11 protein-coding genes and 4 pseudogenes are annotated in these 11,707 nt (G+C 31.3%); 5 read left to right on the top strand and 10 right to left on the bottom strand.

The window, feature by feature from the left end; genetic code table 11:
* Positions 1 to 561 (bottom strand): annotated as a pseudogene (locus tag HRG09_RS26535) (tyrosine-type recombinase/integrase); the annotation flags it as partial.
* Between the two features lie 403 nt (positions 562 to 964).
* On the opposite strand from HRG09_RS26535, the gene HRG09_RS26530 reads away from it, so the two are divergent.
* The gene (locus HRG09_RS26530; RefSeq protein WP_174103825.1) at positions 965 to 1,963 is read left to right on the top strand and encodes a helix-turn-helix domain-containing protein; all 999 of its coding nucleotides are present in this window, start codon (positions 965 to 967) and stop codon (positions 1,961 to 1,963) included.
* Positions 1,964 to 2,253: 290 nt separating this feature from the next.
* Positions 2,254 to 2,814 carry an NAD(P)H-dependent oxidoreductase gene (locus HRG09_RS26525; protein ID WP_174103824.1) on the top strand — a complete coding sequence of 187 codons (561 nt, stop codon included), beginning with the start codon at positions 2,254 to 2,256 and terminating at the stop codon, positions 2,812 to 2,814.
* 80 nt (positions 2,815 to 2,894) lie between these two features.
* On the opposite strand, the gene HRG09_RS26520 is transcribed toward HRG09_RS26525, so the two are convergent.
* The 3 genes from HRG09_RS26520 to HRG09_RS29770 all read right to left on the bottom strand — a co-directional run bounded on the left by HRG09_RS26520 (position 2,895) and on the right by HRG09_RS29770 (position 4,468).
* The gene (locus HRG09_RS26520) at positions 2,895 to 3,254 is read right to left on the bottom strand and encodes a winged helix-turn-helix transcriptional regulator (RefSeq protein ID WP_174103823.1); all 360 of its coding nucleotides are present in this window, start codon (positions 3,252 to 3,254) and stop codon (positions 2,895 to 2,897) included.
* Positions 3,255 to 3,767: 513 nt separating this feature from the next.
* Positions 3,768 to 4,283, bottom strand: a complete 516-nt coding sequence (locus HRG09_RS26515; RefSeq protein ID WP_174103822.1) for a MerR family DNA-binding transcriptional regulator — start codon at positions 4,281 to 4,283, stop codon at positions 3,768 to 3,770.
* Between the two features lie 41 nt (positions 4,284 to 4,324).
* Positions 4,325 to 4,468: a MerR family DNA-binding transcriptional regulator gene (locus HRG09_RS29770; protein WP_174103821.1), complete on the bottom strand. Its 144-nt coding sequence runs from the start codon at positions 4,466 to 4,468 to the stop codon at positions 4,325 to 4,327.
* Between the two features lie 148 nt (positions 4,469 to 4,616).
* Here HRG09_RS29770 and HRG09_RS26505 point away from each other — a divergent pair, with 148 nt between their 5' ends.
* Entirely contained in the window at positions 4,617 to 5,111 is a 495-nt protein-coding gene (locus HRG09_RS26505) for a DUF6022 family protein (RefSeq protein ID WP_174103820.1), read from the top strand.
* Positions 5,112 to 5,609: 498 nt separating this feature from the next.
* Here the strand turns inward: HRG09_RS26505 and HRG09_RS26500 are convergent, their stop codons facing one another.
* From HRG09_RS26500 to mntA, 6 genes and pseudogenes are all read right to left on the bottom strand, one after another.
* Positions 5,610 to 6,314, bottom strand: coding sequence for an alpha/beta hydrolase (locus HRG09_RS26500; RefSeq protein WP_174103819.1), 705 nt, complete (start codon positions 6,312 to 6,314; stop codon positions 5,610 to 5,612).
* A 612-nt stretch (positions 6,315 to 6,926) separates the two neighbouring features.
* Positions 6,927 to 7,586 carry an HAD family hydrolase gene (locus tag HRG09_RS26495; protein WP_174103826.1) on the bottom strand — a complete coding sequence of 220 codons (660 nt, stop codon included), beginning with the start codon at positions 7,584 to 7,586 and terminating at the stop codon, positions 6,927 to 6,929.
* Between the two features lie 399 nt (positions 7,587 to 7,985).
* Positions 7,986 to 8,530 (bottom strand): annotated as a pseudogene (locus tag HRG09_RS26490) (GNAT family N-acetyltransferase).
* 146 nt (positions 8,531 to 8,676) lie between these two features.
* Complete coding sequence (locus tag HRG09_RS26485) at positions 8,677 to 9,033, bottom strand: hypothetical protein (protein ID WP_174103818.1); 357 nt, start codon at positions 9,031 to 9,033, stop codon at positions 8,677 to 8,679.
* 622 nt (positions 9,034 to 9,655) lie between these two features.
* A complete protein-coding gene (gene hepT, locus HRG09_RS26480; protein WP_174103817.1) occupies positions 9,656 to 10,069 on the bottom strand; it encodes a type VII toxin-antitoxin system HepT family RNase toxin in 414 nt (137 codons plus the stop codon).
* Entirely contained in the window at positions 10,059 to 10,466 is a 408-nt protein-coding gene (gene mntA / locus HRG09_RS26475) for a type VII toxin-antitoxin system MntA family adenylyltransferase antitoxin (RefSeq protein ID WP_174103816.1), read from the bottom strand. The genes hepT and mntA overlap by 11 nt, the downstream gene beginning before the upstream one ends.
* Before the next feature lie 306 nt (positions 10,467 to 10,772).
* Between mntA and HRG09_RS26470 the strand changes: the two are divergent.
* A pseudogene (locus HRG09_RS26470) lies at positions 10,773 to 11,177 on the top strand (RNA-guided endonuclease TnpB family protein); the annotation flags it as partial.
* A 131-nt stretch (positions 11,178 to 11,308) separates the two neighbouring features.
* A pseudogene (locus tag HRG09_RS26465) lies at positions 11,309 to 11,707 on the top strand (hypothetical protein); the annotation flags it as partial.

Raw genomic sequence — 11,707 nt, 5'->3', positions numbered from 1 at the left:
ATTTGCACGCTGTAGTTCATCATGTAGTGGTTTTTCAATATAACCAAACCCATGAAGATGTTTTAAAAATGAACGAATTAATACCGTTTTCTTTGCTAATGTTGCGATCGCATAAGTATCACCATTACGACCATTCTGTACTTCTTTTAACCAGATATTATATTTTCGAATGTGCCAAGGTCTCAATGTTTTTAATAAAGAAGCGTTTTGTTGTACCTCTTCTCCGTTAATTTCAAATTCTTCTGCATGCTCTACCATGCATTGGCAAAATGATAGGATTTCAGATACATAGCTCTTCTTCGTATCTTTTTTTCGGTTCTTCTTCTCATCCATGTCTTTTTGTAAATGTACAAAATGGTAAATGACTTCTAGATCACTTAAAAAATCATATTTTCCCTTTCCATCTTTTTCTGCGGCCTCCATTTTTCGTTCCACATCATTCATATGACGGTTATTATTCAGAAAAGAGCTAACATCTTTAATATGTTCTATATATGTATCTATAAATTCTTTTTTATTATTTACAATAGGTAATAATTGTTTTCTATTGCTAGAATCCATAAAACTGCTTCACCTCTTCTTTTATAAATTGTAAGTTTATATCTATTTATTAAGTATACTATGAATTTGATTGTACTTACATCAATTGCACAAAGTGAATTTCATGTTCTTTCTGTAATAATCCCATATTCTTCTCTATTTAAATATACATTTATTTTTTTATAAATTATTATTAATTGGTTATTGTTTTGAAATCAATTACTTAATTTAAAATTTATTTTTATGTTTAAAAATAAATTTATTTTACTTTAAATATAGAAATTTATTTAAAATTACATTAATTTTCACAAATAAATCAATACTTTTAATATATTAAGAACTATTTTCATATATATAGCGGACTCTGTTATAATATATTTATAATTTAAGAATTACGGAAATTAAGTAAGGAGGCATTACTTTCATGACACAGGATTTATTGTTTATTACAAAGCCAACAGTAACTACAAAAGAAGCAGCAGATTTAATGGGAGTTACCGTACAGACTATCTTAAAGAAAGAAAAAGATGGTTTAATTGAATGTGTATATAAGGATAATTGGAAACAGTTCGGTAGCAAAATCTTTTATTTAGAAGATATCGAACGATTAATGAATAAAGAAGAAATCAAAGGATTAAGTACAAAAGAAGCAGCAGAACTTTTAAATGTAGCACCTTCTACCATATTTACTTATATTAAATCAGGAAAGCTACCAGCAAAAATGGTGGAAAAGCGAGGAAAGCAAGTATATATAATTGATGAAGAAGATTTAGAGATTTTTCAGCTCGATTATGAAAAAACAACTACGAAAGAGCGTAAAACTTTTATCACCAAGATTCAGGATACTGAATTTTATTTATATCAATTACTTATGCATCAAGATACAGGGGAAAAAGCTCGTGTGATAGAGATAAATGGGACTAATGGAAAAGTTATCACGCAAAATGAAGAAATCTTTTCTTTATCCGAATACAAAGATCATGACTACAAAGTTGAACATTTTGACAAACATGCAGTGATTACAAAACGAGGATATCTATCTTTTACTTTTAAAAAGCCTCAGCTATTTAATTCAATTACTTATAATCTAATAAACTTATTTTATAAACACCTTGGTGTAGCAAATATGCGTTTAAACGTTATGCAGGACAAAATTCAAGTTGAAATTAAACCTTTTGTCTTAAAGGTAGAGCCATTACAATTTCAAGAGGAAATTAAATACTTACATTCTCATATGAAGACAGGCTCAATACTGCCACATGTTGACGGTATATACTTTAAAAGCAATGTAGAGCCGTTAACTTTTCATGCGGATCATAAATTCAAACAAAAAGTAATTCAAATGGCTTCAGAATCTGGCTTGGGTCAGGAAGAGTTCTTACTTCATGCAGTAAAAACTTATATTACAGCGTTAGAAGAATAAGATAAAAAGCAAAATCTTTAGAATATAAAAAAATAAAATTATATATAGTATTCCATTACATTGATTTATAAATAAACGATCTTTTCGTACAACATACGGTGAGCCCGAGAATGCAGCTATTCTACTTTACGTGTAATAGGTTCGCTGGTTCCCCCTTATAGAAAAAATATTTTTATGACTGATTTAACACTCACCTTTATGTAAGTACCTGTACTAAAAGTGCATACTTACATATTTGTAGTGTGTTCTTTATTATAAAGATATAAAAAATACTTAAGGAGGAAAAATCTTTGAAGACTCTTGTTATCGTAACACATCCCAGCATAGAAACATCCGTCATTAATAAGCGATGGGTAGAAGAACTGAAAAAATATCCGGAAAAGTATACTGTTCACGAATTGTCTAAGGTTTACCCTGATGGAAACATAAACGTGGAAAAAGAACAAAAATTGGTTGAATCACATGGTAATCTTGTTTTGCAGTTCCCTATATATTGGTTTAATTGTCCACCTCTCCTTAAAAAATGGTTTGACGATGTTTTAATTTATGGATGGGCCTATGGTTCAAATGGAGGTGATAAATTAAAGAGTCGTAGAGTTGCTTTAGGTGTATCTGCAGGAATCAAAAAAGAAGATTATAGTGAAAGCGGAAGATATCAGTATACACTTGAACAAATATTAGTTCCATTTGAAACGACATTCCTGTATTGCAATGCAGATTATCGTTCGTTCTTTGCGTTTTACGGCAAAGAAAATGAGCCGGGTGGAAACGAAGAAGAAGAAAATGAGCCGGGTACAAGCGAATTGGAAAAAAGCGCTCAGGAATATTTGAATTTTGTTGACAACTTGTAATAGGAAGCTTTATTACAGCTACAAAAAAGAAGTTTTTTGTTTGGGAGATACTTCTTTTGATTTAAACAAAATAGCTATACCTACTTGTGTACATCCTTCAGAGATGGAAAACGATTCTTCTCTCCCCACTCACACATCATATTTAATAAAGGAACGAGAGAAAGACCACGGTCAGATAATGAATATTCAACTTTTGGAGGTATTTGGGGAAATTCCTTGCGTATGATAAGGCCCTCTGCCTCCAGCTCTTTTAACATGATGCTTAGCGTTTTAAATGAAATGGTACCAATACTTCGCTTCAGCTCATTATGCCGCATAACCTTATTTTCAGACAGCCAATATATAATAATCATTTTATATTTACCGGCTATTAAGGACAACGTATATCCAAAGCCAGTGTCTTTTAGTTCAACTCCACTCGGAACACAGGTTTTGCGCACAAGCTACACTCTCCCTTAGGTAAGTAATGAAATAGGCATCCTTTACAATAGATTATTATGCACTCTTATTGCAAAGGATGTAAAATAATATCACTAAAAAATTTTGCTATATCTTTAATTCGAATAAATTTCAACTAAACACCCCTTAAATCAACTTTTAAAAAACTTCTTCTTTATTCAATTAAATGGCCCGATTGTTAAATAACATGATTGATGTTTTTTAAACAACTTCTCAATAACAACATCAAAATCTTTTTTTATTGGTTCTGTTGCAAAAACTATTTGATAGAGACATAGAACCTGCATGGACTGTTCAATGACAGTTTATGATGCAATTCCAAACAATTTATGTATAATTCTAACTTCAATTACTTGCAAGAGCTTTAGAGTTTTTGCACCAGAACCAATTTTTTGTTTTGAGGCTTTATAAAATTCTTAAATCGATGGGTATGTGCAGTAATCCTTATTCCCCTTTTTCGGCGGACGTGTAAAAAATCCCATATTAATTCTTAGTTATTTTAATCCTAACTTTTCACATAATCGATGCAAAAAATATAACCCATGTAACTGTTCTTGATTACGTTTATTTAAATGCTGTTGGCACTCCTCGACAATGCTTTTTGCCCCTTCAATATTGTATTCCTCCAAATTTCTAATAGATTTTTTTAATTGAACAATTTCGTTTGAATACACAGCGTTTTGCGTAAGCTTCATTAATAAAATTTTAATAAACTGATATGAATTAAAGTAGCGATAATTATTTTCACCTCTCTTTGAACTAACATACTCCTCCTTTTCCCAATATCGTATAGTAGAAGTAGAGATTTTTGCTTTGTTTGCTACCTCTCCAATTGTCATTAAGTTATTTGCTATCGATTGGGAATCAATGATATCGTTTAGGTCTTTTATTATTCTAGTAGCTAACTCGTTTTCTTGATAGTTGGCTGCTTGTATCTCGTTGATTATCCAGAGTGCAGAATTCAGATTTTTTTGTTGCAGTTTTTTTAGTACAGCTGTTGTTATCTCCATTCCAAACCCCGGTGACATGGCTACTATACATTCAAAATATGCTAAATGTTCCTCCGTATAGATTCGATATCCTGTATCCAACCTTTCTGTGGCTGGATAATCCCCCTTGTTTCGTAACTTCTTAAAGTGCTAGTACTCACATTTAACCTTTTTGCAATATCAATAGGTCTTATATTATTCTTCATTCTTTTTCATCCCCACCAATATTAAACTCATTATAAAGTTCATCATTTAATACCCTCTAAAATAAGTATATGCAATCGAAAACCTTATAATTTGCTTTAATGTTATAAGATTAAGGAGTAAGTAATAACAAATGGCGGAGGGATCTAAGTGTCAAAATTAAACATTCAACCCGAAATGTCAATTGAAGAGTTAGGACAAAAAGTATCTGGTTATTTAAAGGACCATTGGGAAGAAGTTCTTTCAGATACCATTTGGAAATTCCAAAAATTGTTTCCTGAGTATGAAGATGCCACATATGGTATGTACTTAGATAAACTACTTCCTCCAGCATGGAAAGAGCTTGAGAACGCAGGTTTTCAGTCTGCTGAAAAAACAAAAGAAGATGACTTTATTATTGCTGGGTGCTTAAATTTTAGAAATTCTATTGAAAAAGCAAAATGGGGAACGCCTGATCATGAAAAGCGTGTCTTTTGGATTATCATTGAAAACCAAAATAAACAATTAATTGGTACTTTTCTTTTTGAATTAGCTTATTCTCATGTAAATTTCAACCTCCCTTCAGCTCCAAAACTAATGACTTTTAAAAGTACTGAAAGAAATGAAATTACCAAAAAAATTTTAAGCCTAAACGAAAATTCTTGATTAATGTAAGCAAGAGGCTGTCTAAAAAGGGCTTGACTCATCCAACTGAACAGCCTTCTTTAGTCCTTGCACATTGTGTGAGTTTTTTTCATAAAGAAAAAGCACCTTTAGGTGCCTTTTCTCTGTTTGTTCTCGCGTATTGAGATGACTATTCAAACCTTGTATTAGGGGACATGGTTCAAACAGATATACATTACACTTAAATCATAACATTGACGGAATATACAGTAAATTGATAATCTTTATGCGGAATATTCCCAAAGTTTAGTATAGATATTTTTCACTATTACTATATTAAAAATAGAATTAATGCACAATTGCATAACAATATAGTACGCGATTAGCAGTATAATTTAAATGTGTACAATAAAGCTGAAGAGACAGAGACCATCTACGGAAATAGGTGGTCTTTTGCTATTGGATAATAAATGTATTATTTTGATGGTGTTTATATATTCACCATTCTTCTCTAACAGGTTCAAGATAAATTGTAATTTGTTAATCGATATGTTTGTGTAACCACTGTTCAAATATCTTTAACTGTTCTTCAGTATGAAAGTAATGTTCACCTGTTTCCATGACTTCTAATTCACAACGATGTTTTTTTGTAAAATAGTTAATAGTTTCAAATTCGCACAGTTCATCCTTGGCTCCATACATAATATATGTATCTGTATTCCATGTATTAATAGGATGTTCTTTTACATAGCATAAATAATCCCAATATAACTTTTGACCAATAGGTGTCTCTATAGTCATTTCTTTTTGCAAAAGCTCTGGTGTTACATTAAACCATTTCATCATATTTTCGATAATTCGTTCCATATTAACTACTGGTGATAAAAATAATGCCCTTTCTAACACATCATTTTGATAGGCTAAAAGGCTAAAATAAGCTCCCATACTACATGCAAACACGCTTACTTCTTTCCAATGTTCTTTTGCGTAATTCATAATTATAGATAATTCACTAATACAAAACTGCACTTTGCAAGGAGTATTATCATTTTTTCTTTCTCCATGCTCAGGTAAATCAAAGCTTAATACTTGATAACCTTTTTGATTGGCTTCTTCAGCTAATATTTGAATAACTGCATCTTCCTTATTTGACATATTTCCATGTACTGCAATAAAAATTTTTTCACTCATATCTCCCCATAAAACCGTGGGAATATTACTAATTTTAAAATTATCTTTAAGCATATTTCCTCCATAGAATAAGACATATAGGACTTGGCAAAAAAACGCACACACTTTATAATCCTCTACTCAGTTTTAAACAAATCAAACTATTCCTAATTTATCACAAATGAATTATATTATCTCTCTACCTCTGTATAACAGAGTCTACTTTGTATTTAAAATCTTTCTTTTTTTTTTCCATTTCTTCAGAAGCTACAAGTTCTTATTTTGATTCCTTATTGAGCTAATCTACTCCGTTAGTGGAAGAAGGATTTTTAAACAATTATATTTTTTTTAAATGACTTTATTGTAAATTAAACAACTTTATTATCTTTTCACACCTGTTTTACATTACGATTGAAATAAAAAAAGAAAGCAATTAAAATCTCTTCAACAAAATGGTAAATTATGTGGTTTTTGTAACCAAAAATCGGAAACATATTCTTATAAAATCAAATCATAACAACTCATCAGACTCCGCTAATGCTAAAAGAAGCATAAGATGGCCAAAACGTTATCAAGACCTAAATTATAAAAATCCCTAAAAATAAAGGAGAGCACATATTATACATGACTAATATATTCTCTCCTTTTATTCAATTAAAGCGCCCGTTAGCGGAATAACGAAAATGCTTAATATGTAAAATAACTTAGTAATTTATCAAAAGAATTGATCTCGGCATATGGTTTTATTTCAGTATCATTCTTGATCATATAAGGATTGAACCATATGCCCTTTATATTTGCATTTTGACAACCACCAATATCCCTTTCTAGATCGTCTCCAACGAATAATACCGTTTCCGGTTGCACATTAAGCTTATTTAATGCTAATTCAAATATGCGTTTGTCAGGTTTACTAAATCCCACTTCTTCAGAAATAATTATTATATCAAAACAACTATTTAAATTAGTGTTAATTATTTTAGCTTTTTGTCTCTGAGTTGAACCGTTTGTAATAATTGCAACTTTAACATGCTTCTTTATAGTGTTTACGATATTTATAGTATTTTGGTCTATAGAAAAACAATGTGGAAAATTATTATTCCAAAAATCCTGAATGTCATTGCTTGGCAATCTATATTTTGGTGGAAATTCATCAAAAAATGATTCCAAAACTTTTACTTTGTCACTATCGCCATAGCTTCTTTTGTCATATTCCCTAAACTTCTGCAACATTTCGTTTTTGACTGAACATTTAATATCCCCATAACACTTCCCTAAAATAATTAAAAACAATTTATCTACTGCGTTATCCCTATTAAGTAAGGTATCATCCAAATCAAATAGCATTGCATTATAATCAGTCAAATAACTTCACAGCCTTTCTCATCTACTAATATGTATCTCTTTCCATCTTCCAGTATCACTTCTTGTACACGCATCACCCTTCAACTCTTAAACCCTTTTTACGCCTCCCGCTGTGGGCTTTGTCCCCTAACTAATAAAAACACATTTCATTAATCACATTATATACATAATGGACATTTTTTAATATCTGATTATTCTATCTATTTATCATAAAAAATAGGATAGCATGTTCTATATTAAACATGCTATCCTATTATTATTTTAGTATAGTTAACGTTTTGGTTAACTTATGCTTCTAATATGTATACAACAAAAAAAGATAGCTCAACAGGCCATCATTAGTAGGTTACTTAAATTCCCGTTATCGGAAGTGAAATGAGCTTACACATCCAAGTTGTTGATGATAGCTAATATTTGATGATCTGTCCATTTGCCATTAATCTTTACATTTTCTTTAGCTATCCCTTCTTTTTTAAACCCTACTTTTTCTAATATACGAATAGATGCTATATTGTCAGGCATAGCTCCTGCTTCAATTCTATGTAGTTTTAATTCTCTAAAAGCAAAGTCTACAACAAGTTGAAGAGCTTCTGTTGTATAGCCCTTTGCATTATACTCCTTATCTAAAGTAAATCCCGTATAACAGCTTTGGAGGTCTCCCCTAGCAATTTGAGTTAATGAAATGTCTCCGATAAGTTTATCAGTTGCTTTTAAAAAGATTCCAAAAGCATATAATTGCCCTTCATCTGTCTTTTTTAATGCCTGTTTAATGCGTATTTTTTGATGTTCTTCTGTATAAAAGGCTTCTGGGAGTAATGGGCAAACTCGTTGAAAAAATTCGCGATTTCTAGTATGTAATTTAGCTAACTCGCTGCGTCAGAAGTTTTGTAAAGTCGAAGATAAATTTGTTGCCTTACTAGCTTCATAAAACCCCTCCAATATCTTTTTACTACTATTTTATTCCAATCGGGAAAAAGTATGATGTATATCCTATTCAAGTCTTGTTCACATAACGCAACATTATTGGAATTCAATGTATTTAGAAATCTAGAAAAATCCTCGTTAGCGGAAGTTATTCTAAGGCTTCTACTTGTTTTTCTTCAATTATCATCTCAGTATTAACTGGTTCCGGATTTAGTACTATGTATCCAATCCAACTAATTAATAAATAAGTGGGTATTGAAAATAGAATTGGCAACCAAGTTTTTTGTTTTTTTAATGCTATTGCTGCACATGCGTAAAGTAATGGGAAGATTAAAGCCCATATAAAAAATGGGGGTAGAACAGCAAGGTATAATGATGAAGGCACCATTAATACTGCCGAAATGATTAGGAAGTATGGTTTTTTTACATATATTCCAATCAATGAAAATACGATAGCTGCAATCATAAAAGGCCAAAACATAAATTGTATCCAGTCAAAACGCATTTCTTTCCCCCCTTCTCAATGTTTATATTTTTATATATTCATACTCTCATTTTTAAGCGCTAGTACTTATTTTGATTTAAACTTTGTTGATACCTCAAAATGAATAGTATTCTTGTGTTTTGATACATTAGAGAAAAATACTAATTTAGGTGTCTCCGTTAACGTCTAAAAAGGAGAAGTAGCATCTCTTATTCCCTTAATTTGTTCTGTAAACATACGATATCCAAAACAGAATCCGGAATACTAACAGCTCGCTTGAACCTCTTGATGAAACTGGATGTGATTCTTTTGCTCCTATTTTCAATTGTATATACTAAACTTGTATTAACGCTTATTCGGTCTGCTAATTCTGATTGATTAATTTCCAGAAACCCCCGTACAACTTTAACTGTTGTTGCTGTAACAACAGAATTTTAAAGAATTGTTGAGAGATTCCGTACTACAGATAACCAAAACGTAACAACCAAAAAAAGATACTCCAAAGGGAGTATCTTTCTACGGTATAGCCATATCTAAAACAAGTAGGTAAAAAACTACACAGTTATGTTCTTCCCCCTAAAATTAGAAAAAAGCATAACAATTTCTCCTCACCTAAATAATGATGATTCTAAAACGTGTACCTCTATAATTCCAATATTCCCATAACTTCTTTCGTAAATAGTTTAAAATCTTTTAAATGTTTTTCGATAATTTGACGAACAATATCTAAATTTACACTTTGATAATCATGAACAGCAATATTTCGAAATCCAACCATCGCCTTTAACTTATTTGCTAGCTCTTTGCTAAGTAATCCCGCTGTAACCAATAAATCAAAAGCCTCTCGACTAGATTGTGGTAATCCTAACTTTTTTCCTGCAACAATATGCATTGCTAAATCAATACTCGCTTCACAAGCTCTTTGTATGTTCAATATTATGGAATCTTGCTTTGTATAATCCTCTAAATTCTCAGGGTCATTTCCATACACATCTTGGATTCTTTTTATACAACGCTCTATTGTAGAAATTTTATTTAAAATAACTTCATTCTTCATATATAGAACCTCTTTTCTTTATATCATCAAATACTATCTGGCGTTCCTCATTCAATTTTGAATACATTTTTAAAGTTTTCATTTCAAAAATGACCTTTCGTTCTTCATCAGAACAAAATATTGTCTTTCCTGTATGTATAATCTGAGCTTGAAAAACTGTAGAAGCTTCGGATAAATCAACTAAATCAACATCTTTATGAACGATGTTGGCTAACTCCTGTGCTAATAAAAAACGCTCATAATTCCCTAAAGTTATGTCACTTAAATAGGCTATATCAATATCACTATCTTCTCGTTCTCTGTTCTCCGCTGTTGATCCAAACACAATTATCCAATAGGGATTCACCGTCGCTTGTAATTTTTCTATAATAGCTGTAATCATGCTTTGAAAAATCATTTAATTAATCCCCCTTATTATACTTGAATTTTATTATATCATAACCATTACAGATTTAGTGATACGGGAAAGCCTATGCAGGACTTCATTCCGCCTTTAGGCATAGGGTGAAAGTATCACTTTTTCGTAGAAAAACACTTGTTTTTTTAGGTATAATAAATCTATAGACAAGTAAAAGCCTCTAAAACATTTTCGTTCTCTGAAAACCGAATACATATGAGGTTGGAGTAGCGAATTCTTCTACCCTTAAAATGTATTGAGTCGTCAAGAACAAGACGCTAAAACACTTGAGAACCAAACAATCTAAACAAAGCTAGATTAAAAGTCGCAAGACTTCATGAAAAGATTGCTAATCAACGTAATGACTTTCTTCACAAGATAAGTAATGAAATCACAAACGAAAACCAAGTAATTGTGATTGAGGACTTGAAAGTGAAGAATATGCAAAGGAATCACAAGTTAGCCAAAGCAATCAGCGAAGTATCTTGGTCTAAATTCAGAGAATACCTTGCCTATAAAGCAATATGGAAAGGGCGTGATTTTATCATCGTACCTAAGAATTATGCAAGTAGTCAACTTGGTTCTTGCTGTGGCTATAAAAACAAGGGATTCAAGAATCTAAACCTTAGAGAATGGACTTGTCCTGAATGTAATAGACATCATGATAGAGATGTAAACGCAAGTATCAACTTGCTAACACTAGCCATGTAATTGGTATTTTCTTTAGGGGCAGGAACTGCCCTTATAGCTTGGTAAATATAGATAGCTAATAAAAGTATCTACTTCCCAAGAAGCCCCCCACTTCAAACAGTCCGTAAGGACGTTAAGTGGGGGGTAGTTCACATACTATAAGCGAGTGTGGTGCTTATTTTATTTCACGATTAAAGCTTAATACACGTATATATCAGAAGAATAAAGAACCTGAATACTTTCAAAATGGAACCATAAAAAAACAATCTGAGTACATCCAATTAGATATGGAGCAATTTATTGATCAATTACAGTCAGGTGAAACATATGAAATTCCTGAAATCTATATTGGAATGTATCAAAAGCTTCCTGCAAGACTTATTCTGTATAAATTAACTGAAACGCAAATGAAGCGTAGACAAAAGGATTTAGCATCTAAAGAACATAAGAAGCAAATTGCCTATAAAGAACGCAGTAAGCGACTTAGTGCAATTAACGGTTCTGTTGCAAAGTTTGAAAAAAGCATAAACAGGTTGGTAAATGAGGAGCAA

It is taken from the genome of Bacillus sp. Xin1 (assembly GCF_013314535.1).
Taxonomy (GTDB): Bacteria; Bacillota; Bacilli; order Bacillales; family Bacillaceae_G; genus Bacillus_A.
Note: the sequence above shows the minus strand (reverse complement) of the source record. Positions and strands in the feature narration are given on the sequence as shown.

Bases quoted from the DNA above. Each gene is read 5' to 3' on its own strand.
- HRG09_RS26530 (WP_174103825.1), top strand. From the start codon at position 965: ATGACACAGGATTTATTGTTTATTACAAAGCCAACAGTAACTACAAAA.
- HRG09_RS26515 (WP_174103822.1), bottom strand. From the start codon at position 4,283: ATGGAGATAACAACAGCTGTACTAAAAAAACTGCAACAAAAAAATCTG.
- HRG09_RS29770 (WP_174103821.1), bottom strand. From the start codon at position 4,468: ATGAAGAATAATATAAGACCTATTGATATTGCAAAAAGGTTAAATGTG.
- HRG09_RS26500 (WP_174103819.1), bottom strand. From the start codon at position 6,314: ATGCTTAAAGATAATTTTAAAATTAGTAATATTCCCACGGTTTTATGG.
- HRG09_RS26495 (WP_174103826.1), bottom strand. From the start codon at position 7,586: ATGCTATTTGATTTGGATGATACCTTACTTAATAGGGATAACGCAGTA.
- HRG09_RS26485 (WP_174103818.1), bottom strand. From the start codon at position 9,033: ATGCGTTTTGACTGGATACAATTTATGTTTTGGCCTTTTATGATTGCA.
- hepT (WP_174103817.1), bottom strand. From the start codon at position 10,069: ATGAAGAATGAAGTTATTTTAAATAAAATTTCTACAATAGAGCGTTGT.
- mntA (WP_174103816.1), bottom strand. From the start codon at position 10,466: ATGATTTTTCAAAGCATGATTACAGCTATTATAGAAAAATTACAAGCG.